Here is a 25,727-nt window from a genome sequence, read left to right as displayed (position 1 = left end):
GAGCCCCGTCCCGCCGTACTTGCGGCTCGTCGTGCCGTCCGCCTGCTGGAACGCCTCGAAGATCAGCTGCTGCTTATCCGGGGAAATCCCGATTCCCGTATCCTCGACCTCGAAGGCCACCATCGGTCTCGGCTCCGCGAGCTGCCGGATCGTGAGGCGGACGCTTCCGGCATGCGTGAACTTGAAGGCGTTGGACAGCAAATTTTTTAAAATTTGCTTCAGCCGCCCGCTGTCCGTTTGAATCTGTCCCGGCGTCTCGCCGCCGAAATCCACCTCGAAGGACAGCCCTTTGGACCGGGCCAGCGGTCCGAACGTTTTTCGCATCGACTCGGCCGTCTCCTGCAGGCAGACGGTCTCCTCATGCAGCTCCATCCGGCCGGATTCGACCTTGGCCAAGTCCAGCACATCGTCGATCAGCTTAAGCAAGTCGCAGCCGGACGAGTAGATCGTCTCGGCGTACTCCACCTGCTTGCCCGTCAAGTTGCGCTCCTTGTTTTCCTTCAGCAGCTGGGAAAGAATCAACAAGCTGTTAAGCGGCGTCCGCAGCTCGTGCGACATGTTCGCCAGAAATTCCGATTTGTATCTGGAGGCGAGCGCCAGCTCCAGCGTCTGCTTCTCCAGCTTCTCCTTGGCCAGCTCAATCTGACGGTTGACCTCCTCCGTCTCGCGGACCTGCTCTTCCAGCTCCGCGGTCTTGCGGAGCAAGGCCTCGTTGCTCTGCTCCAGCTCCTCCTGCTGCCGCTGCAGTTGCTCCTCCGACGCCCGCAGCGCCCGCGTCTGCTCCTCAAGCTTCTCGTTGGAAGCCTTAAGCTCATCCTGCTGGGACAGCAGCTCTTCCGACTGGGTCTGCAATTCGTCGGTCAGCGCCTGATGAATTCGCAGCAGCTCCTCGATCCTCAGGCGTCCCATCAAGGCGCTCAACGTCACGCCCAGGTTCTCGCTCGTTTGCTTGATCAGCTTCTGCTCCAGCTCCGAGAACGTCTTAAGCGACACCAGCTCGAACACCGCGATCACTTCGTCGTCGTATTCGACCGGCTGTACCGTCAGGGTCAGCGGCTCCAGCTCGCCGAAGGCCGAGCGGATTCCGCCGTAGTCCCCGCCAACGCCTTCAATCATGATCGGCTTGCCGTCCTTCGCGCACTGCCCGACAAGCCCTTCTCCGAGCGGCAGCTCGGCAGCGGCCGTGCTTTCCGAACGGGCGTACGTGCCGGCAAGCACCAGCTTGGTGCCCGATGCCGTTTGCTTCAGCACATAGAACGCCCCGTCCTGCGCGCCGACGATCCGGGCCAGCTCTCCAATGAACGTTTGCGCCATCTCTTCGACCTTCCGCGAATCCTCCAGCATCGCATACATGTGCGCGATCTGAGTTTGCAGCCATAGCGTGTCTTCATTCATTCGATGCAGCGCCCGCTCGCTTGCCGTTGCCTGCTCCAGATCGTCCGCCAGCCGGTTGAACACATCCGCAAGCTTGCCGAATTCGTCATTGGACGTAATCGGCACCCGGTAAGCCATGTCCCCCCATTTTCCGCTCGCAAAACTTTTAAGCATCGCCGAGAGGACGCTCAGCCCCCGGGTAAACCCAAGCAAGATCCACAGCATAATCCCCACGCTGAGCAGCAGGCCGGCCAGCGTCAGCAGCCCGGTATAGGTCAACGTCTGTTGATTGTCATTCAGCGCCTGCGAGATCGCCGCATCCATCGCCTCATCATGGTAATTCGTCAAATTGCCCATGCTGTGCGTAAATTTATCCTGCAGCTCAATCCCCACGCTCGTGCGAAGCGCGTTGGCCTCCGCTTGTCTTCCGCTTTGGTTCAGACGGACGACCTGATCCTTATAGTCCAAGAAACGGTTGCCGTGCAGCAGAACCTCGTCGGCCAGCTCCCGCTCCTTCCCTTCCTTGGAAAACGTGTCAATCTGCTGAAGGCCCTGCATGACCTTGCCGCTAAGCGTCTTGACGGCCTCGGCATTTTTCTTGTCGCTGTCGTCCGTGTCGATCAACAGCAAATTCACGATGCCCTTGGCCAGCTCCGCCGCGTCGTTGCGCACCTGCGTGCTGATCCGCACCTTCTGGTACCGATTCTCATAAATTTCCTTAATACTGGAATCCGTGCCCGTCAGCCGGTTCATGCCGACGCCCGCCAAAGCAAAAATCAACACCAGCAGGATGCCGAATCCCATAAACAGCTTGATCTTCATGTTCATCAGTTCATTCCCTCTCCCGTCCCTTTCTCTCTCTTCGTATGTTCCTTAGGCCTGACCGTCCTCTACGTAGCGGTGATCAGCACCATGCAAATATCGTCGCTCTGCGCCTCCCTCACATCCTGCGGCAGCAGGGTGTCAACGAGGCATTCGGGGCTGGGCGCCTGATGAATGCAGCTTTGCAGACGCAGCGCCAGCAGATCCGATTCCGCCGCGTCCTCCGGGTAAGCCTCCGGCAGCGGCAGCGCCTCCAGCAGCCCATCCGTATACAAGGCGATGCGGATCGGCTGCTCGTACGTGAAGATGCTCTTCGTAATCTCCATCTGGTCGAAAAAACCGACGGCGCAGCTTCCCTGATTGAGGGCCACCGGCGCTTTACCCTGTTCAAAAAGAAAACCGGGCGGATGACCCGCGTTCACGTATTCAATCGTCTTGGTCTGGGTATCGATCAGCAAATAAATCGCCGTAAAATAATAGCTGACCGACGGATTTTTATGATTAAGCTGATTCATGTACCGGTTCAGCTCCGTCACGACGAATTCCGGCGAGACGAAGCGCGTAATCGTGTCCTGCATGACCGAGGAGATGAACATGCACACCAGCGAAGACGAAATGCCGTGGCCCATAATGTCCAGAATAATGACGCCGTGCCGGTCCTCGTCAATCCGGTACCATGCGTAAAAATCACCCGCCAGCTCGAACGACGGGTAATAGGCTGCACTGATTTCCAGCCGGTCCTTCTTCAGGGGCGGGCTAAGCACGCTGCCCTGCACTTGTCTGGCCAGCTCCAGCTCCTCGCGGATCCGGGCATCATTCTCCTTGTGCCAATCCTTCTCGTATTTGAGGCGCAGCGCCGAACGAATCCGCGCGATCAGCTCGATTTTGTTCACCGGCTTCATCACGTAATCCATCGCCCCGGCTTCCATCGCCTCCGCCAGCTTGTTGGAATCGCCGAGCGCCGTCACAATAATCACCGGGATATCCTTCAAACGCTCATCCTGCTGAATACGGCGGCACGCCTCGATCCCGTCCATCTCCGGCATCATCATATCCATCAGGATCAAGTCGACCGGCACCTTACCCCCGTCCGCATACTCGGCGAGCCGCTGCATCAATTCCACCGCCGAGGCGGCTTTCCAGAACGAATCGTATCCTGCGCTTTTCAATATTTTTTCGATCACCATGAGATTGACCGGGTTATCGTCCACGATGGCAATGTTCATACCTTGTTCGTCTCTCCCTTGTCCATGTGCATCCTTTGACCCCAATTGGTACAGGTCCGGTCTTACCATTATAGCTTTTTTTAAAGGTTAATTAACCGAATACGGAACGTTTGAATCAGCCCGGGGATTGTTTCGGCATGAAAAATCCGGGTTAATGAAGCATAAGCCGGACCGATCCGGACGGCTGGCCAACTCTATGGCAGACATGCCCGGCAAAGGTCTCCGACGCATGATCTGAACCGATTCGAGGAGGGACGACTCATGAGAACAAAAGTAAAGCTGGTCGAAGGTGAAGAGTACGCCATCCGCGCCATTCGGGGCTTTCGTGAGGAAGGCCATTCCCTAAATGAAATTTATGTGCTGGCGCATGACGACGACCGGACCGAAGGGCTCAGCCGCCTGACCGATACGAATACGATCGGCGTGATGGAGGAAGGGATGGCGACTGCTTTCGCCAACCTGTTCCGTTCCCGCGGCGATCAGCTTCGGGCGAAGATGGAATCGCTCGGCATCTCCGCGCTGGAGGCGGAACGATACGAGAAGGAGCTGGACAAGGGGCGTATCATGGTGCTCGTCTGGTACGAGGACGATACCCGCACCTTCGAGCGGACGGACGAAGACTTAGCCCGCCGCCGCGAGCACCCCGAGGACGTGGCGATTCCTCCGATGGGCGGCGTATACATGTCGGGTCCGGGCGGCACCGTGTAGTGCCGGCAGATACGGCGGGCCTAAAGCTCCCCCCGCTTGAGGCAGGCCGCCCTTGCCCGGGACCGACGGGCGCAGTACCGATTCGCTGAGCGCTGCGGCAGGGTTTGCGCCAAAGCCAAAAAGCACCTCGATCCTTTTGCGGGTCTCAAGGTGCTTCTTTTCTTTTTTGGTCGAAGTGCAAAGCTCCGGCGGCTAGACAAAAGCGGCATACGTGAGCTCCCGGAACTTTTCTTTCCACGGGGACGGGACCTGGAGATCGGTCCATAGCTCCTCTGCTTTTTGAACGCATACGGACTGCACGATCTTGGTATATTCGATGCAGCCGGAATCCACAATCAGCCGCATATACTGCTCTTTATCCCGCACAAGAACGTCCGCGGTGATTTTTCCTTCATAATACTCCTTCACCGGACGAAACGCTTCGCTGTCCACATTGAGCAGATACAGCGCAGGCAGCGTCCGCTTGCGAAGCAGCAGATCGCTCTTCACGTCGAATTGGGCGAAGTCCTTCAGATCGTTCTGGATCTGGTGTATCATCCCGACACAATCCGCCAGATCGTCGATCCGCTCCATCGTCTCTTCGCTGCAATCCGTCAGACAGTACCCCATCAGACAAGCGAACCGGAACAAGGACCCGGACTTCTCCTGAATCATCGTCAGATAATCATCAACCTCGGATACCACCTGATTCGTGACGTCCTTGTGCTGTCCGTTGACCGATCGGGTGAGCATCTTGCTGATCTCATAAAGGGAACGCCCGTTCACTCCGCATTGGCCGAGCTCTCCGATGAATCCCGTCAGCAGGACGAGCACCGCATTTAACGCAACCGCCGGCGGACACTGCATCCATGGCTTGCTCTCGTGATCCTGATCCTGCAGGTCGTCGACGATATCGAAGCAGAGAAGAATCAATTCCGTCGCCGCGGCCAATCGGTCGATATGCGGTGAAGCTCCCCCCAGCATGTCATGGGTGCAGCGCGTAATGCTCGACCACGACCCTTGTTCCTGTGCCTTCTCCTCGATGAACGCTTTGAGCAAAGCCTTGAGATCCTCCGCGCTCACATGGTCGTCTACCATCCGGTACATGTGCTCTACTGTCTCCCGATCCAAACCGCCCGTCCCCCTGGTTGTCATATAAAGTGACTATGTATAATGCCTGCTCTTAATGAATTTCTCCATCGCTTCCATACGCGACTTCGCGCCCAGCTTGTCGTAGATTCGGCGCAGGTAATTATCGACGGTACGTTTGCTCATGTGGATATGATCCGCAATCTGATCGTGCGTGGCTCCCTTGACGAGCATGCCCATCATCATCACTTCTTCTTCGTTCAATTCCTCATACGAAGGCGACCCGCTCAATTGAATCTGGTGATACAGCGACAGCGGCAGCATCGTATGGTTGTCCAGAATGCAGTTCACCATGTTCTTGATCGTTCTTATGCTGGATTCCTTCGAAAGCACGCCGCTAACCTTTAGCTCGATGAGCCGGTTCAACGCCCCCGTCAAATCGTGCCCGGTAAAAATCACAATATGAATGTGCGGATATTCCTTCTTGATCTGCGCCGCGACCTCGGTCCCCGATTGATCGGGAAGCTGGTAATCCAAAAATACGAGCCCCGGCTGGTGCTTCTTGATCTGCTCCAGGCCTTCCTCGGCGCTGCTGGCAATCCCGACGACTTCAATGCAATCCGTGTCTTCCAATAATTCCTTCGTCGCATGGGCAACGAGAGGATGATCATCGATCACGAGAGCTTTGACCGTTTCGTTCATACGGACATCACCTCCCGGACCGGAATCGTAATCACGAATTTCACGCCGGCGCCTTGCCGCGTATCGCATTCCAGCTTTCCATTCAAATGCAAGATACGACCTCTCATTTGCTCCACTCCCATCCCAGATGTTCCAATCTCCATGCGAGGTACTTGCGTGCTGTCAAACCCAACGCCGTCGTCTTCATAAGTCAGGCAGAACCTGTGATCCTTCACTGTCATGGCAAAAGATACTTTCGAAGCCTGCGAATGCTTCTTCGCATTGTTAAGCAGCTCTTGAATAATGCGGAAAATATGCCTTTTCGTCGTCAAATCCTTCGACTCGATAACGGAAGCGCCCTCCTCCTTGAACTCGATCTCGAACGGCGTATGGTACGCTTCCTTGTCCAGGTACGTCCGTACGGTTTCGATCAGCCCGATCTCCTTCAGCAGGAACGGATTCAATTCGAAGCAGCTTTGCCGCAGGCTGTTGTTGATCATTTCTACAAAATTGATAATGTTGTTCAAATGCTCCTTGTCTTCCTTGTTCATCGCGTACTTGTCCAGCAGCGACACAAATCTGCGCTTGAGGAAAAACAAATCCTGCATCGTCGTATCGTGAAGATCGGCGGCAATCCGGAGCCGTTCTTCTTCCTGCAGCTCGAACATGATTTTGCGGAACCATTGAATGTCCTGCGCCGACTGCTCGTCGGGCAATTGCGCCGCCAGCAGCTGCATCTTCGCGGTCAGCTTGCGGATCAAATGGACATTCTCCAGACTGACTTCCAAGTAGGAAGTAATCAAGTGAAGCCATTGAACCTCTTCCTTGCCCAGCAAAGTATTCGCTTTGTTGCTCGTAATGACGAGGTAGCTGGCGTATTCTTCATGACGGTTAATCTCGATACAGGTATATATCGGATGCTGGGACCAAGTCGATGAGCGGATCATTTCCTTGATCTCCGCCGTATCGATCTCCCCTTCGTCGATGATCTCGGTATCGTTCTCGTACTGGAACACGATCGCGCCGCCTCTTACCTGGAGGGTGTTGACGATGTCCACGAGGACAATTTCCTTCAGATCGCGGAAGCTGGAGATGGCTCCCAGACTTTTGGCAATTTTCTTCAGCGCCGTCTGAAGCACGTACTTCCTTGGGAACAGGAATCGTTCCAGTCTCGTTGTGAAATATTCGGCCGAGTACATGACAGAAGATAGCATGATGATGGAACCGAAAAAGATGAATAGAATTTCTCTTGCTTCTACTAAATCTTGAAACAAGAAAGCGTAGCTTCCTGTAAAAAGGGCAGACGGTATGATCGCAAGCATCACAGCAAAAGCAAAACGGCGAAGCACCAGACCTATATCGTATAACTGGTTCGAAGCAATCAAGTAGGCAAACGAAATCGGGAAAAGCAAGATAAACCAGTTTGTATAGAGGACATTAATAATTCGTTGTCCGGTAATGAGTTTAGGAAGAAATGAGAAACAGATTGCCGGTAAAAATGATAAAAAAAGCGAGAACCACACGCTTCTAACAATACTTGACAAATAAGATTTTTCTTTGCGAATTTTGAAATAAATGAATGTTAAAACACTTATATTGAACAAAAATCCCACGATGAAAAAAGACAATGTCACCGTAGCATTATAACGGTGAATCATATAAGCCGTGGGAGGATACAACGTAAAAAGTCTTATTCCAAACCCTATCACAGCAATAGAGTATAAATATTTTAATACCTTTTTGGGGAGCTGTATATTTCCTTTTTCCTTGAAAAAAACAACTAGAAAATGAAAAAAAACAAAAGGTAGTGCCATCACTAAACTAGTGATTAATATCTTCCCAACAACATCCCCTCTAATTGACGCGCCTTGACTTATGTAAATAATGCCACAAGTTAAAAAAACAACTGCAAGTAACTGCGCTGATGAGGAGTGACGTATTCTCATATACAATAAACCAGCCAAAAATAAACACAACAATCCTTCAAATAATGGAATTATATCTTGAGATAGCTCACTCTTAGAATAAATTATAATTTTCTTCTCAAGTCCATCTCTTGATATTAACAATTCACGAGCCTGCTCTATTGTCCTCCATTTGTAAATCATCGGATTCTCATCAGGAGATTTACCATCAACTTGCTTGATGATATCCCCTACTTTTAAGTCAAGATAAAAACTCGCACTATCATTATCTAATTCTTTAATTTCCCACTGATTCTGTTGATTTAATGTTAGGTAAATTCCAGTATAAGGATATTTGAACATAATATAAGAACACCAAGCTTGCGCAGCGACAAAAATCGACAGAAGCAGCAATATTATACCCTTTTTTTCCATAAAGTTCTCCCTAAATGCTTACTTTTATTAAACTTTCTTGGTATACTGTTTCTAGTAAAATCGTCTCATAAAAGGGGATATCCTACACATGCTAACCATTCGGGTAACGCCGCAGTTGCATCATGTCGTTCACATGTTGAAAGGTGTCGATTTCCGAAAAAATGTAAACCCTTCCTTAAAAAGTTCATTTTTATCTAGCGCCGAATCTCTTGCAGTTATTGAAGCATTCGGCCAAGCTGATAAATTCAAACAGCCAAAAGATCCCCTCTCTAAATGGGATTGATTCTAGTATTATTTTACCAAATCAATAAGAGATTGTATATTAGGTCTTTCCTAGTATACAATCTCTTTTTCAGTTTGGCGGCTATTTCGATAAAATTCGGCAATAAAATACAGCAAAATATGGTTCGAGTCAAAGTACGTAGAACAATGGATAGTAGAGCCTAATACCTTTTAATGTATTAACTCAGCAAGATGAGATGATTTGGGGGGCGAAACATCTACCATCCTTAATATAAATCGTTTCATCGCAAATATTAGCTACTTGTTGATCATGAGTTACTATAATTATAGTCTTCCCTTGTTTGTTAAGCTGCCTAAAAATGTTCAAAATTCCTTCCTCCGTTTTTTCATCCAATGAGCCGGTAGGCTCATCAGCCAAAATGATTTCAGGGTTTTGAACAATTGCTCTTGCTATCGCTACCCGCTGCATCTCTCCTCCGGATAACATGTCTATCGATTTATCAATGACCTCCGTCATCTCCAATTCTTCCAACACACCTTTAACCTGTGCCTGTATTTTTGATTCGGAGTATTTCCTATACTTTAAAGGAAGCGCGATATTATCGAATACGTTTTTAGTGTCACATAATGCATAGTTTTGTAAAATAAATCCTATTTTGTCCCTTCTGAAATTAGCTAATTCATTCAAAGTTTTATTGCTTAAATTTTGACCTCTATATAAGTATTCACCGTTATCGCCTTTATCCAACCCGGCTATGATATTCAATAGCGTAGATTTCCCGGAACCACTTCTCCCCATAATGGCAACCATGGCTCCTTCTTCTATGTTGAAGTCCATTCCTTTTAGTACTTCAACTCGTTTTCCGCCGACCATATACGATTTACGAAGATTACTAATCGTAATCATCCTTCTCACTCCGTTCTTTTAAGAAACATACTGATTTGAAGTTGTTTAAATTTAAAATGGAAAGGAACTACACACAATAAAAAGATAGTACACATACTGAAAAGTAAAAAAATAAGATAGCTACCCATATTAACATCAATAATGACCTTATACAGGAAAGCAGAAACTAAACCGGGGACAGCGACCATACATGCAATCTCCGCTAAGAAATAGGAAAATATATGATTTAACGTCGCTCCTGAAATAAGATGGATAGATAAATTTTTCACGTTTTCATTTAACTTCGCTACCATTATCATCGAAATGCTTATAATGCAAACAAAGAATATAGAAGTAGCAACCAAGCCAAGAAGCCATACGTTTTCTTGAATAGCCGAAAAAATCAAGTTTAACGGCAAACTATTGGCGCCTAATAATTGAATATCATAAAATTGCGATCGGTCTTTTACTTGTTCCAACTTGTTCCTTACCATATACTCATTCTCTGAACTAAAAATCTCCCCATTAATGAGTTGAAGATAATGTTTTTGTTGGAAACTGAACTCTTCCTTATTACTGGGAGCGCCATTAAACTGTTGAGCCGGCATGATAATATATCGATCCAAATAGAGTTCCCGGTTATTCGAGTTAAATACCATCGTGCTTTTATCGACAAACCCTTTGACAGAAAAGGTAAACTTTTTAAACAAATACCTCCCTTTCAAAGTATCGCCCACTTTATACAAACCTCTATATTCCGAACCCAATAGTACGGGGACGTTATCGTTATTGTTCTTGTTTTCGAAATCTTGCGAAGATAAGGGCTCGCCCTCAATCACATCGATTCCAAAATGATCAAACGCCTGTTTATTCATTTGCAACGCCTTAATCGAATAATAAGGCCCGTCCTGTTTTTCATAAAACGAACCCTTTGTCGCCACTCCACTCTCGTATCCGTAAGTAAATTTTCTTTTATTGTCTTCCCCAAAATTCAACAGCGCAACAGATTGGTTGAAAATATAAATATATTTTTCATCCAGACTATTCTCTAAATTCCCATAAAAAATTTTAATTTTTGTCAAAAAATCGGGTTGCTTCATTAGTTTTTTTAATTCATCGCTATCAAATATCGTGTCCGATAATTTATAAGCTGAAAAATTCTCCAAATATTCAGCTTTTTTTGATTTTGAATCGATTTGATTGTAATTCAAGAATATCACGGTCAATATGAAAAATAAGATTAAAACCTGAAAAAAAATTAGCACGGATACGAGTCTTTTCTTGTTTATACTTTCTATGACTTCTTCAAGAATCATATTCATTAACGTTTGATTCCTTCCCGAACTAAAGCTCTATTCGTATTTTTTACAGTAATCAGTATAGAACAATACGATGATAGAAGAACAAGGCCGTAGCCAACCGGTAAATAACCTAAAAATAATTTTATCGTTTCCGTTGAATGGTTGAAACATTGGATAATCAAGTAACTGCCTGTGCAAACAAGTAAATAGCATAGGAACGTAATCACATAATACTGAGACGCATATTTTCTGAGCGGGATATTAGGGCTAATCCCCCCAATCCAAAGTAAACGAATCTCCTGCTTTTTTTTGTTCATCCAATGAATCGTAAATAAAATACTTGAACTAATTAATAAGCCGATCACTGTATACATCATTATTTTACGGTAAATGTCTGTACCGAGATACTTCTGCGCACCGCTATCCCCTCGATCTAACATTTGAACATTAATTTTTGTGTTTTCTACCAGCAAAGAATTGTTTTTTATAATCGAGCTGTCTTGAGTATTTAATACATAGATACTGGACGGCAAAGCTTCTGAAGAATCAACGGCATTCAAATTTAAGAGGACCGTAGTATCAATAAGTGAGGGATAGGAAGCCCCCATCGTACCTATGATTTCGAAGTTTTTGCCGTGGTAAGGAAAATATGATTTTCCATTTTGCGATATCAATTTTGAACGATCCATTTCTTTCCCAACGACAGCGTATCTGTGATCATTAACAAAATCATGTTCCTGAAAATATCTTCCTGAGACGATTGGCGGAGTGTACGTTTCTCCCGTAAAGTAGACGGCACGTACATGAAATTGTCCGGTTTCAAGTTCTTTAAACAAAGTAAATGGTTTTGATGAACGAAGCTTAGTCCAATCCACTCCTTTAATATTAACGTTATCTAGCATAAAAGCTAAACTGTTTTGATTGTACAGTCCCCTGGACAATACATTGAGTTCCGATTGTTTGGCGTTATAATAACTGACAGATACGATAATAACACTTAGTAAAAAATAAAGAATAACAATCCAAAGTGCTTCACTTTTTTGAAGTTTCTTCATAATAAGATTCATTTTGTTCGCGACCCTTCATAAAAAAGAGAAATTGCCACTTCTGGCAATTTCACTTTTTTCACTTAATGATGATTATTCTTCATTACCCCAAAATGTCTTACCTGAATATAACCACGATCCCCAATCGGTTTCTGCATGAGTTTCGTCATTGCCCCATTGCCTACCGCTATCAACCCTTACGAATCCAACATAAGTGAGTTGCGCTCTCGTGTAGTGCCACTTACCTTTCCAGATAGTATGTCCTACAGCACGAACCAAATCCATATCATTTGGGTTATACTCCACTTTTCCTTCGTGTGAACTTGGATACTCCTTTACTTCAGATGTTGAGAAGGAAGAGGAAGGGTGAGCATCATTGTAGAAATAACCCTTACCTTGTTCCCATCCTCCTCCAACAGCGTTGGAGTTTGCAAATGCAGAAGTCGAGATTGCACCGAACGCTACCATGACCGCTAAAGCTTTAGTTATCTTGTTAGTCACATTTATACCTCCCTATTTTACAAAAATTACTAAGGCTCAAGCCTAGTATTTTATTTGAAAGCTGGCCAGCTAATCAAATCAAGATATTTTGATCAATCCAAACTCTACACTTACTGTCGCTGATAATTGGATTATTCACTCCTTGACTAAAAAACGAATGAATGATGCCTTCTCGTTGAATTTTTCCGCCCGACAACTTTTCAATCTTATGTTTTAAGTTGGGGTTATTCACAAATAAAAGACTCAATAGTTCAATCTACTTTGTAATTACATTTTTTTATCAAAATAAACTAAATAGAGTAAAATAGTTTCGACTCTTTTTCGGTGGCTTTTTGATGCGTATTGTTTATATTACATTCGTAGAATACAATATTTGTAAAAAAATATAAATAAGACCATTGGACCATTTTTTTATTTGTATTAAAATTTTTTCCTTTTTAAATTCTAGCGACTGGTCTTGACCTTTTACAATTTCCTCCTGTTGCAAATACTCGTCACGATCAATGACTGCCTATTTGTTTAAGGCTTCGGAGGGCTGACACTCGCGGAAATTAACCCGCTTGAAGAAAACGGTGGCGGCATGAAACGTGATGTGTACTCAGGAAAACCGAAATCCGATCCCTCCGTGTTTTTAATTTAGGGCTCTTAATACCTACTCTCACTATTGAACGGCCAAAAAAGAAAATATATTGCATTTGATTAATAAAGAATTTAACTGTAGATTTCCTAGTGTCCCATCAGCGAATATAAACCTGAAAATGTAAAGGATATTTAGGCCCTCCCGATGAAGTAAATAGCGGGAGCGATTTCTATGCTGTTTGTCCGCGAACTAACGAACCAAGAAGGTCAACGTCACTCCGGTTGCTCGCCGAAACACGTCCAGCTTTGCTATGCGGAGAGCTCGACACTAAGAAATTTTTTGAGAAAGAGCGGCCATGGCTGCTGCCCCCGGGAAAATATACGATTGGGGTAACGGCGGATTTTAAGATCGACGGGGATAAAAAAGACAGAATCATAAAAAGTGAAATCACGATACAGATTGAGCCTCAGCTCAACACAAAAAAGATCGTCCCTTATTCGCATCATTTGCGACAGGGCCGATCTTCCGTCTTATAGTTTGTAATAATTTATCCACTTGTTCGAGTACAACGAAAAATAGGCCGTCACCAACTCTTCTTTCTCCTGGAAGCTTAAATCCGTAAAGCCTCTAATCTCTTCCATCGTGTCGCTATGATCTATTTTACTTGTCAGAATGCCATCTTCAAACCGCAACTCAAGAACATCCCGGAAATGATGCGTACACTCATAATCGCTAAACCACTCATCGGGACCTACGCGGTCAGCGCATAAAATAAGGCCTCCCGAATAACCGAGGGGCAGATTCACCTGCTTGTATTCCCAAAAACCGCCGTAGCCCTTCTTTCCCGAAACGCCATGCAAATCCGGAGGGCGATCTACCGAACCATCCAGGGTTACAAAAAAAGAATGGAGAACAAGCTGCCGGTCATCCATTTCATAGAGAGCATAAAAGCCTCTCCAGCATGCTGTAAAACGATCCATAGGATGGTACCCGTATGTTTCGGGAGTAAACGGCCAGTCCTTCTCGACAGCCGCAAGCTCATAGCGTTTTTTCTTGCTGTACTTCGTGTTGTTTTCCTTGTTGTATTTGACATAATCCGGAATCTGTTCGGACATAGGGGTGCGCGCCGCTCACTTTCTAAACGTTCTTTCGTAATCTTCAAAGCGGATTTTTCTAATCAGCTTGCGGTCCGCGGTGCGAACGATAATGCCTTCGGACTTGCCTTTGGCATCGATCCCGACTTGGGTTTGTTCAAATTGCTTCAAAAAGGAAAATGTCTCTTCCAACGATTGCGGAAAAGCAGCACCTTTAACGCTGGTCAACAGCGGCGCGTACTCCAGCTCCATCGTTTGAACAAAATCGAGCTTCGCGGCTTCATGATAAAAAGGCTGCTTTCCATGCTCGCGCCATTCCGCGATTTTTTCTTGCGGCAGCGTTAGGAGATGCTCCAGCTCCTTCTTATCCAGTGAAAACACGTCAAACACCTTGTACGCTTGCGTCTTCGTTTCCGTGTAGTTTTTAGCCGCCTTCGTCTTCCCTCCATACGATTCCTGATAGATGACCGTCAATGCCCAATCCTCGTCCGGACACATCCGGTCAATTAATTTATCGGCCAACGGCCGGAGAAACTCGGCAATATTCCCGTAGGGGTTGCCTATCCTGTCCCCCTTGGCAAACAGCAGCTCTTCTCTGGAGCCGATGAGATAATCGATGTCATTCCCGTTTTTGAACAAAATGATCCTTGCGTTCTCTCCGTCCACCTTTTCGTAAACAAAAACATCGCCGGAACCGGAGAACCCCTTTGCTTCCGATAATTCGTTCGTTAAGCGGCCTCTTTCCCCCAATTGATGATAGGTAAGAATGCTCGGATATTTCGTCAAAGAGTTCATTTTCTTTAAGTCCATAAATCGTTATCCCCCTGAATCTCTCGTATGTTTTACCATAATAAGGTTCCTCTTGATTATCGTCAACATAAAACAAAAAGGCGAGCGCCAAGGCTCGCTTTTTCAGCTTGGAGTTTCTTGATTTAAGCTTCACTCTGCAGGAAGCCCCTTCACCTCGCACCCGGGACAATAGCGGATGTAGTTGAAGTTTTCGGTCGGCACGGTTTTGACCGTCTTGCCGTTCCGATCTTTATAGATTTCGTATTCCCGGTAAGCTTCGACCAAGTAACTTCCATCTTGATAACGATCGGCTAATTTCCACTGCGTAAATACAGAATATTGCTTGGCTCCGTTTGCGGAGGAACCGGAAGCGGTGAACGCCCCCGCCGCGATCGCCGGTTCACCCCCGACTTCCACCTTGCCCAAAAGGCTCATCGCCCCATCGGTTAAAAAAGAAAATCCGGGCTTCCTGTCTGTCATAACGAGCAGCGCCAGCAAGATGTTCAGTAACACAACAATGGAAATCCATGCGGATTTCTGACAAACAATATTTATGATTCGCTGCAGCACCGTATCCCCCCTTTATAAGACAGGTTGTCTTATATCATTACATATGCGGCCGGAGGGCGGAACATGCTACGGCTGAACGTCCGCAGAATCCGGAGGCGGTTCCTGCTGCGGCCGTGTCCAGCCAGCCAACGGTTTGCCTCTCCCAAAAGCCAATTTGCGCCCTATTTCGATATGATGCAACAATTTTTGCATTCATGAAACAACAAAATGTGATGCGATTTGGCACCATGAATACTACAATTTTAGTATAATTATGGAATTTTAATCAGGGATTTGGGATGACATCAGCAACGAATCCCAAGGATGGAGGATAACCGATGCGCACGCTCAAACACGATTGGCTCATTCAATGCTACATGGATGCGGTCCGCCTTCAGCTTGATCCCGAGTTTATCGATCTGCTGCTAGAAGAAATCCATAGGCGTTCAAACGATCCCGCTTTCCGCCGAATGTGGATGGCCGCCTCCCACTCCCCATGGGGTATGGCTGCGGCTGGAGACGCGTTCCACGCGAATTGAACCCTCGCCTTCCTTTTTCTATCTTTCCGGGCTCTTACGCTGTGGATTGCTACTTGCGCAGCTTAGGAGTCTTTTTGGCATGCTTCGCAGGCTTGTTGGAGATAGGGAGAGAATGATATAATTTTTATCAAATAACTTGTGCACAATCCTTCTGGAATGAGCAGATTGAGGAAAGAAGGTCCCTCCCATGAGCCATAATGAATATTTGAAGCTTGACAATCAGCTATGCTTCAGTTTGTATGCCTGTTCGAGAGCGATTTCGAGAATGTACCGGCCGCTGCTCGACGAGCTGGGGCTGACCTATCCCCAATATCTTGTGCTGTTGGTTTTGTGGGAAAAGGAAGAAAGCACGGTCAAGGAGCTGAGCGAGATCCTCGATCTGGACTCGGGAACCTTGACACCGATGCTGAAACGGATGGAAGCTGCCGGGCTGCTGCAAAGGAAGCGTTCCAGCCAGGACGAGCGCGTCGTCATCGTCCGGATCGCGGACAAAGGCGTGGCGCTTCAGCACAAAGCGGTCTGTATACCGCAAGCGCTGTTCGCCTCCAGCGGCATGACGCTGGAGCAGATGGCCGAACTGAACCGGCAGATCAAGGCCATGATGGTTCATATCCACGAGCTCAATGGTACGGTCGCCGGGGAGTAAGAACGATACAGTCAACTGTCGGCCATCGGGACTGTCTTCACGATGACCGGCGGCCGCCCTTGCGCCGTTGAAGGACGTCCCGCCTTCTCCTTGGAATTCCGGTGTCGCGCCGAAGCCCCGCTATACTAGCCGCCGCATCGATCAAGCGAACATAGTCCGCGTACCCCGCATTCACCCGATAGGTTTCCTCCAGCCGGACGGAAAAAAGTATTCGGCTCCAGCCAATAGAAGAATAATACCGATAATGCCCGCAGCGAGAGGAATTTTCTTGTCGGCTATTCCGAGCTTCTCCGCGGCGATCGAGATGACGGAGGTCGTCAACACGATCCAAACTATTTTCCAGCTTCCGCCGAGCGGCCATTTCTCGAAAATATGGAACACGAAGACAAGACTTAAAAAGTAGATCGGGTATTTTAACCTCACCTCTTTCCCCTCCGTTCCAGCTGGGATCCCTTTTTCATTTTGCGTCCATTTTCCATATATTGCAATCATTTTTGCCATCGAACGAACTACAAAATGTGATGCGCATCGGATCAACTAATACTATCATTTTAGTATAAATATGGAAAATGATTTTTGAGTGGAGGCAAGTATGCGTTCTCTTAAAGACGACTGGCTCTTGGACTGCTACGCCGACGCGGTCCGGCTTCAGCTTGATCCGAAATTTATTCGTTTGCTGCTTAATGAAATTCATCGGCGCTTGGACGATCCGGTTTTCCGCCGGACCTGGTTCGGTCTTTCCGGGAACAAGGTCCGGAGAGAAGCAAGGGCTTGAGCTGCCGTTCGGCAGCAAATTAAGAAATTGAATTCTGGCAGGGAAGGACTACGAAATATGATATTTGAGGGAGATATTACAAACGACTGCTTTAAACCGATCGGTTTTCGCGAGTCGCATCTTTTTTTTAACAGCGTTCCGCTTACGGAAGAGACCCTGCGCATCGGCGCCTGGGGAATAGATGTCAGCAAAGACTGGTGCGTCCGGAATCGGATCCTTAGACCGGACGAGGGCAGTCATTTTTATTTGTCCGGCTTGGCGAAGCTCGAGTTCCATCAGGTGTCGAAGGTCAGCATTTCGACCGTTCTGTATCATTCTTTGGAGCAAAACAACGATTTTGTCCGAACCGCTGACGGGAGCAAGGTTTCCTTGTCCAAAGAGTGGGCCGTTCGGGGAATCACGCCTAACCGCCCGTATCTATACCGGCTGACGGGCATACTGGATTGGCCTCACGGGTACTGCGAGCTCGAAATTCATGCCGAGGGACCCGTCCGTATAAGCTTTGATCCGGGCCGGCTGGTCAACGTCAGTCATTTCTTCGAAGCGCCGCAGAACTATGCGTATCCGTTTGTTTAGGGACCAACTGCCGGACCGGACCGCGGTTTAGCCCCGCCCGCAAACAAGCACCTCCCAAGCCGTTCCTTGGCCGAGGTGCTTGTTTGCTGTGTGCCTGCCTCTACATGGACGGCGCCGGTGGCGTCGGTACGGCCGGATCGCTGTCCCGTCCGAGCCGGCGCGCGGCGGTTTCGCGGCGCCCGGTGGCGGGCACGTGCCGGCCGGCCTTCGCCAGCCCGAAGACGGGTACGTTATGATACAGGCACTCGTACTGTCCCTGCGCGACGATGAATGTCTCGTGAAATATGCCGACGGCTCCGCTGGCCGCCACCTTCCGGTTGAACTCGCGCCAAGCCTGCAGATGCACCGCTCCGTGCCGCGCATACCGCTCCAGCTGTTCGAACGAACGCCAATATTGCAGGACGACCGGCCCCCGCAGCGTCGTGTAGAAATTGGCGTGCAGGAACCCGAGCTCCGGGTTCTCGTACAGCTCCCGGATCATCGGCGGCATCGCCTTGAATACCGGAAGCCACTTATGGACCGCCCACGGCTTGTTAATCCTCATCCCGATCTGGAACACGACGAAATCCCCGTCAATCTCGGCCGTATAGCGGCCGTTTACCACTTTGCTCATGCCTTATCTCTCTCTCCCGGTCAGCGCACAGCACCTCTAGATGCGTTTCGTAGACTCCCATCAAATCCGGATTTCCGTACAAATGTCCGGTCAAATAAGCCCCGTAAAAAATCGTATGCAGCAGAGCTACCGCCGATTCCATGGATACCCCCGGGCGCAGCTCCCCGTCCTCGGCCGCTTCCCGAATCCGTTTCGTGAATTCCTGATGCAAATCCGGCTCCTGCGCCCCCAGTTCCTCGTGACCCGGAAACAGCAAGCGGATTTCCGCCGGACTTAGCTCCGGCATGCACGGGTGCATTTTCATTTCCGACAAAAATCCGATCAGGCTCAGCATCAAGCCCGGCTTCGTCTCCGCCTCTTCGACGACCTTCCCGAGCATATGCCGGATAGCCGTCATTCCCCGCAGCGGCCGCTCCGCCAGCTCGATCCGCCGCCAAGTCAGCCATACCCGCATGAAGTAGACCAGCACGTCCTCTTTTTGCCGGAAGAACTTGAAAAACGTCACCTTCGACACTTCCGCCTTGCGGCAAATATCGTCAACCAGCAGCTCGCGAAACGAGCGTTCGCCGATCAGCTCCAAGCTCGCCTCGTACAGCGCCAGCTTGGTCCGCGCTTTTTTGAGCTCCCGCAGCGGGATCGATTGCGCGTCCATGGACCGGAATCACCTCATCGAATTTACTTTTGTTCAACAATAAACCTTAATAAATAAATTAACTCAAGTTAACTAAATAGTCAACATTGTTTTTCATCGCCAAATGAAAATAAATCTATCGAATTCTATATATATCTATTAGAAGATTTTACTATAATATATGGTATATACTTGAAATAGGTGATACAATAAATTCTTGTAAATGCTGTAAACCAAAGCCGAATCGGGGGTGACGACACACTTCAGCTCTCAAAATCACAGTGAAAAGGAGTTTTGATATGAGAAGAGCAAAGTTTTCGCGTCTCTCACTGCTGTCTACTCTATTAACCGCCGGTTTAATGATGCAAAGCGTTGCACAGGCAGCGCCTCTGACATCAGTATCCGGCACCCCGTCCAGCATCGTCGATCCGCAAATCATCCGCACTCATTCGCTTCATCCGAATGCCAACGCCTTTATTTCCGACAAGCTGGACACCACCTCCGCGAACAAGGTTAACGTCATCGTCCAACTGAGCGGGCAGCCGGTCTCCGTCGGAAAATATGCTTCCGAGCTGGGCCAGCAGCAGCTTTCTGCAGAATCATTGGAAAGCGCTGTCAATAGCGAGCAATCGTCCATGATCAGCTTGGCGAAATCCGAAGGCATCGATTTGACAGTCAACTACCAATACAATACCGTGCTGAACGGCATGGAACTTACGTTGCCGGCCAACCAGATTCCCGAGCTGGCCAAAATCCCCGGCGTGAAGTCGATTCACGAGAACCGGACCTATTATGCATTGCCCGTCGGCGCTCCGCAGCCGGTTGATGCCGCAACAGCGAATTACGATGTCGCGCCCATCAAGCAAATCGGGGCTCAGGATGCTTGGGCCAAGGGCTTGACCGGCAAAGGCTTGAAGGTCGGCGTCATCGACAGCGGCGTCGATTATTTGCACCCGGATTTGAAGGATGCCTATAAAGGCGGATACAATTCTTCGTTCAATACGCCCGATCCTTACGAGGAGCCTCCCATTCCGAAGGATCAGGACCCGTTCGGACTAGGCTTCGCGGGCACGTCTCACGGGACGCACGTGGCCGGTACGATCGTCGGCCGGGCCAAGAACACGAACTCCGACGTGGTCCAAAAGGGCATTGCCTACGATGCGGACCTCTACTCCTATAAAGTGCTGTCCCGCGACCCCAAAACCGGCCGATCCTCCGGCTCTTCGGCGCAGGTGATCGACGGAATCGAGCGCGCGGTCAAAGACAAAATGGACGTGATCAACCTGTCGCTGGGCTCAGACGAGGAGAAAGACCCGAACTCCCCGGATTCGATCGCGATCAACAATGCCGTACTCGGCGGCATCGTTGCCGTCGTGGCCAGCGGCAATGCGGGAGATAAAGGACCGTATTACTACTCGATGGGCTCGCCGGCTTCCTCGCAGCTTGCGATCTCCGTCGGCGCGGTGACCAGCCCGTCCAACCGCTATCAAGCTACGGTTGCCAGCTCCGTGTACGAAGCCGTTTATCCGTTGAACGTCATGGGCTGGAAGACCGGGCAGGAGGACTTTAAAGCGATCCTTGGGACGAATCCCATCGAAGCCGTATATGTAGGACTGGGTCAAGACGACGACTACAAGGGCAAAAACGTGGACGGAAAAATTGCCTTCGTATCGCGCGGTTCGCTGGCCTTCGTCGAAAAAATTAAAAATGCGAAAAAATGGGGCGCCAAGGCCATCGTGATTTTTAACGGCAATGTCACGAAGGATGCCAATGGCAAGGACATACCGGATCTTTCCCCAAGCATAGATGGACGGGACAAGCATATCGACTCCTTCATAGGGGACGACTTCGACTATATTCCCGCCTTCGACATGTCCGGTCTGCAGGGACGCGCACTGGCCGCTGCCGTGCTGGCCAATCCGACCAAGCCGTTCCGCCTGACGTTCGGCCCCAGCTATCCGCTGACGACCGATCACGGCGATACGATGGCAACGTTCAGCTCGCGCGGTCCTCTGTCGGACGACAAGCTCAGCATTAAGCCGGATATTAGCGCGCCGGGCGTGAACGTGCTGTCGACTTATCCGGCCTATGGCAAAATGACTCCGGGCGCCACTTACAACCAAGCGTATAAGCGGAGCAGCGGAACCAGCATGGCCACTCCGCACGTAGCGGGCGTCGCTCTGCTTCTGAAGCAGCAGCACCCGGACTGGACGCCGTTCGATATCCGCGCGGCGATGGCCAATACCGCAGACAGTATCAAGGACTCTGACGGAACGCCGTACGATGTGTATTCCCAAGGCGCAGGCCGCATCAATGTGACTCAGGCGGTCTATACGCCGGCCGTGCTCCAGACGTTGGAGCGAATCACCATTCTCGACAAGAACCTGAATCCGCAAGAGGTCGTCAACTATGGCAGCAGCGCCAGCTTCGGGTTGATGGCTGCCGGAAGCAATGCCAAGAAAGAGCAGCTCCAGGTCAAAAATACTTCGGACAAAGCAGTAACGTACAAGGCGTCCGTGAAGCTTCACCCGAACGTCACTTCCGATCCGAACGACCCGGTGAAGACGCCTGACGTGAACAACATCGTCGCGACGCTGGAAGGCCTCGGCAGCGACAATACGATTTCTGCCGGAGCCAAGTCGACACAGAAGTTCTCCCTCTCCGTAGCGCCGAAGGCCACGGCCGCAGACGGCGTATATGAAGGAGAGGTGCTGCTGGAGAGCGCCGGATTGCCTTCGCTGCACCTGCCGTTCGTCGTGCATGTCGGCAAAAAAATGCCGGATAACGGCTTCGGACTGCAGGACGTGACGTTGACCCGAACCGTCATTACGCCAAGCAAGTCGACGGACGTATCCGTGACCCTGACGGCGAAAGACGCGAACTATCTGGATCTGAACGTTTACGGCGTAGACGATAAGTACGTCGGCACCATGGGGCAAATTCTGAATAAAGACGCCGGCGGGAAACCGCAATTGCTTGCCCCGGGAACGTATACGTTCCAGAACATCGACGGCACCTATATTAACGATAAGGTGGATGAAACCGGAAAGCCGGTCGTCCAGCGCTTGAAGGAAGGCACGTATAAACTCATGGTTCGCGCCCTCATTCTGGATGCGAACGGACAACCGAAACGGAACGCCAGCGGTGAACTGCTTCAATATGTCGCATGGAAAACGATTCGCTTCAGCAGCACGGACGACAGCAGCACGCCGATTAACAACAGCGGCAGCGGGTTCTATTATGGCGGATCTGTCGGAGGCGGCAGCAGCACGGAGCAATCCGGCAGCAATCCTTCCATCGATGCGGTCGTGAATCAAGGACAAACCTCCGCTTCGCTGAAACGGACGGTAACGACAGACGGCAACACGCTGACGGTGACCATTGCGGATGCCGACCTGAAAGCCGCTTTAAAAACGGAGTCCGGCACGCCGGTTGCCGTGGTCGTCTCCGTCTATGCGACGCCGTCCCAGCAGGTGACCGTCAAGCTGACGCCGGAGCAGTTGAACACGTTGAAAGCGTCGGGCGAACAAAACTCCTTTGTCGTCAGCAACGGAAGCGCGTCGGTTGCGCTCCCCGTTTCGGTGTTGAAACGCGTACCGGCGGAGTCAGGGCTGAACGTGGCCGTCCGGTATGACGCAGAACGGGCATCGGCCTTCGCCGACGGATTCCCCGGAGCCAAAGTGCTCGGTACGCCGGTTTCCTTTGCCGTTAGCGTTGTGAACGGCAGCGATTCGCAGCCGCTTTCCGTATCCAACCGCGATTTCCTGAAAAGCTCCTTTATCGTGGACGGCACTGCTGACAGCAACGCGCTGGGCGTCGTGTATACCGACAACGGTAAGGTATACGCCGTTCCGGCCAACGTCGCCGTAAACAAAGACGGCACACGCACGGTAACCGTCAACCGCCCGGGCATCACGACCTATGCGGCCGCAACACGTACGATCTCGTTTACAGATATCGACGCGTCTTGGGCACAATCGCATATCCAAGCCTTGGCCAATAAGCTGCTGCTTAACGGAACCTCGGCTTCGGCGTTCTCGCCCAAAGAACAGGTAACCCGCGCGCAATTCTCGGCCATGCTGGTCCGCGCACTCGGTCTGCAGGCCGGCGCGAAGGCTCCGTTCCAGGATGTGAGCCCCTCCGATTGGTTCGCCGACGATATTGCGGCCGCCTATGAAGCGGGACTTGTGAACGGCGTCGAAGAAGGACGGTTCGATCCGCATGCCAGCATCAGCCGCCAAGATTTGGCCGTCATGCTGTCCCGGGCATCCTCTTTGATCCAGATTACGCCGAAGAGCAATCCTTCGCGTAAGCCGTATGCGGATGCTTCCGAATTTGCCGAGTACGCCAAGAACAGCATCGATGCGGTAACGAAGAGCGGTCTGATGAGCGGTGATGAGATCGACGGAACGCCGCACTTCCATCCGGCCGACCCGACGACCCGGGAAGCCGCCGCAACCGTCCTGTACAATTTGCTGCAGAACGGCAGCTTGATTAACTAAGCTCCTGAAAAGAGAGCCCCCTTATGCCTGGATTATAGGCGTAAAGGGGCTCTTTTCTTGCATCGCGGCTCATGAGCCGCAAGCCCGGTGGCTACCGGCGTCTTTTCGTCCGAATCGTTCGTTCCACCGCCCGCTTCATGAGCTCCCCGGCATGATTCCACGTAAGCTTCATCACGTCCTGCCTGCCTTGTCTTCCTTTCCTCTGGCAAACGTCCCGATGCTGAAAAGCAGCCCTCATCTGCCTCTTCAAGCTGCCGATATCCGGCTCGGCCCAGAGCTGTCCCTTCTGTGCAAACAAATGGCGGAACCGGCGCGAGATCGAGTGCTGGCTTCTCATGCTGACGGCCGGGTTTTGCAGCCGATAGTTGACCAGAAACGAATTGCGGCTCGTGACAAAATCCATGTGTCCGCCCCAGCCTGTCGCGATAACCGGAACGCCGCTTGCCAGCGATTCGAGAAAAGGAAGTCCTACCCCTTCTCCCCTCGTCGGAAGCACGAATGCGGAGGCGAGCGTGTACAGCCCCTTCAGCCGATGCTCCGGGATGCGGCTGGAAATTAAAATCACCGGGGCCGTTTTCCGAAGCCCGAGCCTTTTTTTGTACCCGCTGATTTGATGTTTAATCCACCTCTCGGTTTCCCGGGCGTCGTATCCGTTTGTCTTGATGACCAGCGCAATCTTCTCGGACGGGCCAAATTCTTCCCAATAAGCCCTTAGCAAAGCTTCCGGATTTTTGCGGTGCTGGAAGCCGAAGACGGACACGAAAACAAACCTTCCGGCCGTCCCCCGAACCGGCAGCTTCTTGTTCTGTGGCGCAAACTGCTTCGTATTGACCCCGTGCGGCACGATATAAATCGGTACCTTCACCCCGCTGCGGAGCAGGGCGGCTTTGTTATGTCTGGAGGGAACGAACACGGCGTCGAAGCGGTTCAGGTTCGGGAACCAATTCCGGGGCACGCGCGTTGTCTCCCAGACGGTGTTCAATATGATGCGGTCGTATTTTTGGCGTTCCTTCCGCAGCCGTATCGTATGGGGCAGGTAATGGTAAATTAAAATTTTGCGTTTGCCTGCGGCATACGGCTTGCGCAGCAGACGCGCCAGGGCGCCTCCTGACGCAAGCTTCTTCCTCCCCGCCTCGACCTTTACGTCTACCCCTTGCCGGCTTAAGGCAAGCGCATATTCCCGGCTTGCTCTTCCGAGTCCGCCTGGCCTGGTGACGGGACCCTGCCATATGACCTGATACGATGTCATCTCCTCAGCCCCTTCGGCTTAAGCGAGTACCCTCTGCGCTTGTGGAAGGAAAGCGACCGGAAGGAGCGGGCCAACGCTTTTATGCGCTTCGCCGAGAGGCTCTTGACGCTTTGGCTCAAGCTTTTGTTCAAGCATCGTTTGAGCACGACGCCGCCCGGGTTGGCGGCATAGATAAAGTTCCCGTACAATTCGAATTCCGAGAAGCCGAACTGCTTCGATCTGTCAATGCTGCGAAGAATGGCCTGGTACCAGCGCGTGCCGTGTCTTGCTTCAATTCTCTTCTTCATCAGGGCCAGCTTCGGTTTCTCGAACAGCATGTAATGCGCGACGAACGACGAGGGCGCGGCGCGTCTGCGGCCCAATAGCTTCCGGCTGACTCTGAAGTATTCGGGATGGCTCCAGCTGCGGCAGTAAAACACGGGCTTCCCCTTTTGCATGAATACATGCGGTCGGATGAGCACCGTGTCGGCATCCATGGTCAAAAAATACCGGTTCGAACCCAGCGTATCGCCGCTCAGCTTAAGCAGTTGCTGGAGCAGCCACCCGGAGCGTTCCCATCGTTTCGAACGGTAACGGATTTGTTTTTTGGTGATCGGCAGCACCGTCCGCTCATGCACGAAAGTGCAATTTTTTTGGGCGCACAGCGCCTTGATTTTCGGACTATCCGGAGAAACGATCATAATTTTGCCGATCGGATGCTTAACCTGCTTCCGGATGGCGTCGATGACGAACGGCAAGGTTTCCAGATCTTTGTCAATGGCGGGTATCAGAACATCGATTTTGATCCTGCCGCTCCGGGAACGAGGGGGGGCGAGAGACATCTCTTCATCTCCATTTGCAAGGTTTTGCACCAGTTTATGTCATGAAGCGGAGGTTGGTCCGGGCACCTGTCCGAGCGCCGGACAGGCGCCCAAAAATTTTGTCGAAATGGGAGAACTTGCTTTAAACCTTTTGTCGATTCGACTCGTCAAATGATTTGCAAAGCACGA

24 protein-coding genes are annotated in these 25,727 nt (G+C 50.2%); 7 read left to right on the top strand and 17 right to left on the bottom strand.

What is annotated here, in order from left to right:
- Both PEH01S_RS26970 and PEH01S_RS26965 read right to left on the bottom strand, forming a co-directional pair.
- On the bottom strand, positions 1–2,202 hold a 2,202-nt coding region (locus tag PEH01S_RS26970; RefSeq protein WP_127489176.1), incomplete at its 3' end, for a histidine kinase dimerization/phospho-acceptor domain-containing protein.
- A 62-nt stretch (positions 2,203–2,264) separates the two neighbouring features.
- Positions 2,265–3,422: a PP2C family protein-serine/threonine phosphatase gene (locus tag PEH01S_RS26965; RefSeq protein ID WP_025845388.1), complete on the bottom strand. Its 1,158-nt coding sequence runs from the start codon at positions 3,420–3,422 to the stop codon at positions 2,265–2,267.
- A 261-nt stretch (positions 3,423–3,683) separates the two neighbouring features.
- Between PEH01S_RS26965 and PEH01S_RS26960 the strand changes: the two genes are divergently transcribed.
- Entirely contained in the window at positions 3,684–4,130 is a 447-nt protein-coding gene (locus PEH01S_RS26960; protein WP_025845389.1) for a general stress protein, read from the top strand.
- A 192-nt stretch (positions 4,131–4,322) separates the two neighbouring features.
- Here PEH01S_RS26960 and PEH01S_RS26955 read toward each other — a convergent pair whose 3' ends face one another.
- The 3 genes from PEH01S_RS26955 to PEH01S_RS34800 are packed head-to-tail and all read right to left on the bottom strand — an operon-like array spanning position 4,323 to position 7,153.
- Positions 4,323–5,240 carry a polyprenyl synthetase family protein gene (locus PEH01S_RS26955; protein ID WP_161782207.1) on the bottom strand — a complete coding sequence of 306 codons (918 nt, stop codon included), beginning with the start codon at positions 5,238–5,240 and terminating at the stop codon, positions 4,323–4,325.
- Between the two features lie 33 nt (positions 5,241–5,273).
- Positions 5,274–5,900 carry a response regulator transcription factor gene (locus PEH01S_RS26950; RefSeq protein WP_025845391.1) on the bottom strand — a complete coding sequence of 209 codons (627 nt, stop codon included), beginning with the start codon at positions 5,898–5,900 and terminating at the stop codon, positions 5,274–5,276.
- On the bottom strand, positions 5,897–7,153 hold the full coding sequence (locus PEH01S_RS34800; protein ID WP_164828051.1) for a sensor histidine kinase: 1,257 nt from the start codon (positions 7,151–7,153) through the stop codon (positions 5,897–5,899). The genes PEH01S_RS26950 and PEH01S_RS34800 overlap by 4 nt, the downstream gene beginning before the upstream one ends.
- Before the next feature lie 1,153 nt (positions 7,154–8,306).
- On the opposite strand from PEH01S_RS34800, the gene PEH01S_RS26940 reads away from it, so the two are divergent.
- Positions 8,307–8,501: a hypothetical protein gene (locus PEH01S_RS26940; protein ID WP_127489172.1), complete on the top strand. Its 195-nt coding sequence runs from the start codon at positions 8,307–8,309 to the stop codon at positions 8,499–8,501.
- Between the two features lie 183 nt (positions 8,502–8,684).
- Here the strand turns inward: PEH01S_RS26940 and PEH01S_RS26935 are convergent, their stop codons facing one another.
- The 7 genes from PEH01S_RS26935 to PEH01S_RS26900 all read right to left on the bottom strand — a co-directional run bounded on the left by PEH01S_RS26935 (position 8,685) and on the right by PEH01S_RS26900 (position 15,171).
- Positions 8,685–9,368 carry an ABC transporter ATP-binding protein gene (locus PEH01S_RS26935; RefSeq protein WP_127489170.1) on the bottom strand — a complete coding sequence of 228 codons (684 nt, stop codon included), beginning with the start codon at positions 9,366–9,368 and terminating at the stop codon, positions 8,685–8,687.
- Between the two features lie 5 nt (positions 9,369–9,373).
- Positions 9,374–10,669: an ABC transporter gene (locus PEH01S_RS26930; RefSeq protein WP_127489168.1), complete on the bottom strand. Its 1,296-nt coding sequence runs from the start codon at positions 10,667–10,669 to the stop codon at positions 9,374–9,376.
- Positions 10,669–11,715: an ABC transporter permease gene (locus tag PEH01S_RS26925; protein ID WP_127489166.1), complete on the bottom strand. Its 1,047-nt coding sequence runs from the start codon at positions 11,713–11,715 to the stop codon at positions 10,669–10,671. Before PEH01S_RS26925 ends, PEH01S_RS26930 begins: the two co-directional genes overlap by 1 nt.
- Positions 11,716–11,787: 72 nt before the next feature.
- Positions 11,788–12,195, bottom strand: a complete 408-nt coding sequence (locus PEH01S_RS26920; protein WP_127489164.1) for a hypothetical protein — start codon at positions 12,193–12,195, stop codon at positions 11,788–11,790.
- Between the two features lie 1,110 nt (positions 12,196–13,305).
- Positions 13,306–13,890: a hypothetical protein gene (locus tag PEH01S_RS26910; protein ID WP_127489162.1), complete on the bottom strand. Its 585-nt coding sequence runs from the start codon at positions 13,888–13,890 to the stop codon at positions 13,306–13,308.
- 15 nt (positions 13,891–13,905) lie between these two features.
- Positions 13,906–14,679, bottom strand: coding sequence for an RNA ligase family protein (locus PEH01S_RS26905; RefSeq protein ID WP_127489160.1), 774 nt, complete (start codon positions 14,677–14,679; stop codon positions 13,906–13,908).
- Positions 14,680–14,808: 129 nt separating this feature from the next.
- The gene (locus PEH01S_RS26900; RefSeq protein WP_127489158.1) at positions 14,809–15,171 is read right to left on the bottom strand and encodes a hypothetical protein; all 363 of its coding nucleotides are present in this window, start codon (positions 15,169–15,171) and stop codon (positions 14,809–14,811) included.
- Positions 15,172–15,545: 374 nt separating this feature from the next.
- Between PEH01S_RS26900 and PEH01S_RS26895 the strand changes: the two genes are divergently transcribed.
- Together PEH01S_RS26895 and PEH01S_RS26890 are read left to right on the top strand one after the other, a co-directional pair.
- A complete protein-coding gene (locus tag PEH01S_RS26895) occupies positions 15,546–15,746 on the top strand; it encodes a sporulation histidine kinase inhibitor Sda (RefSeq protein WP_025845405.1) in 201 nt (66 codons plus the stop codon).
- Between the two features lie 187 nt (positions 15,747–15,933).
- Positions 15,934–16,392, top strand: a complete 459-nt coding sequence (locus PEH01S_RS26890) for a MarR family winged helix-turn-helix transcriptional regulator (RefSeq protein ID WP_025845406.1) — start codon at positions 15,934–15,936, stop codon at positions 16,390–16,392.
- Positions 16,393–16,563: 171 nt separating this feature from the next.
- On the opposite strand, the gene PEH01S_RS26885 is transcribed toward PEH01S_RS26890, so the two are convergent.
- The gene (locus PEH01S_RS26885; protein ID WP_025845408.1) at positions 16,564–16,815 is read right to left on the bottom strand and encodes a hypothetical protein; all 252 of its coding nucleotides are present in this window, start codon (positions 16,813–16,815) and stop codon (positions 16,564–16,566) included.
- 169 nt (positions 16,816–16,984) lie between these two features.
- On the opposite strand from PEH01S_RS26885, the gene PEH01S_RS26880 reads away from it, so the two are divergent.
- Positions 16,985–17,167 carry a sporulation histidine kinase inhibitor Sda gene (locus tag PEH01S_RS26880; protein WP_025845409.1) on the top strand — a complete coding sequence of 61 codons (183 nt, stop codon included), beginning with the start codon at positions 16,985–16,987 and terminating at the stop codon, positions 17,165–17,167.
- A 57-nt stretch (positions 17,168–17,224) separates the two neighbouring features.
- The gene (locus PEH01S_RS26875; protein WP_127489156.1) at positions 17,225–17,743 is read left to right on the top strand and encodes a hypothetical protein; all 519 of its coding nucleotides are present in this window, start codon (positions 17,225–17,227) and stop codon (positions 17,741–17,743) included.
- Positions 17,744–17,843: 100 nt separating this feature from the next.
- Here PEH01S_RS26875 and PEH01S_RS26870 read toward each other — a convergent pair whose 3' ends face one another.
- Together PEH01S_RS26870 and PEH01S_RS26865 are read right to left on the bottom strand one after the other, a co-directional pair.
- On the bottom strand, positions 17,844–18,356 hold the full coding sequence (locus PEH01S_RS26870; protein ID WP_025845412.1) for a DUF4188 domain-containing protein: 513 nt from the start codon (positions 18,354–18,356) through the stop codon (positions 17,844–17,846).
- A complete protein-coding gene (locus PEH01S_RS26865) occupies positions 18,316–19,008 on the bottom strand; it encodes a TetR/AcrR family transcriptional regulator (RefSeq protein WP_127489154.1) in 693 nt (230 codons plus the stop codon). Before PEH01S_RS26865 ends, PEH01S_RS26870 begins: the two co-directional genes overlap by 41 nt.
- Before the next feature lie 278 nt (positions 19,009–19,286).
- Between PEH01S_RS26865 and PEH01S_RS26860 the strand changes: the two genes are divergently transcribed.
- Positions 19,287–23,489, top strand: coding sequence for a S8 family serine peptidase (locus PEH01S_RS26860; protein WP_246063079.1), 4,203 nt, complete (start codon positions 19,287–19,289; stop codon positions 23,487–23,489).
- 91 nt (positions 23,490–23,580) lie between these two features.
- Here the strand turns inward: PEH01S_RS26860 and PEH01S_RS26855 are convergent, their stop codons facing one another.
- Complete coding sequence (locus tag PEH01S_RS26855) at positions 23,581–24,738, bottom strand: glycosyltransferase family 4 protein (protein ID WP_127489152.1); 1,158 nt, start codon at positions 24,736–24,738, stop codon at positions 23,581–23,583.
- Positions 24,735–25,559, bottom strand: coding sequence for a DUF6492 family protein (locus PEH01S_RS26850; protein ID WP_025845419.1), 825 nt, complete (start codon positions 25,557–25,559; stop codon positions 24,735–24,737). The genes PEH01S_RS26855 and PEH01S_RS26850 overlap by 4 nt, the downstream gene beginning before the upstream one ends.
- Between the last annotated feature and the right edge of the window lie 168 nt (positions 25,560–25,727).

This window comes from Paenibacillus ehimensis NBRC 15659 (assembly GCF_004000785.1).
Classification (GTDB): Bacteria; Bacillota; Bacilli; order Paenibacillales; family NBRC-103111; genus Paenibacillus_G; species Paenibacillus_G ehimensis.
The sequence above is the reverse complement of the archived record's forward strand: the minus strand, read 5'-3'. Positions and strand labels throughout refer to the sequence as shown.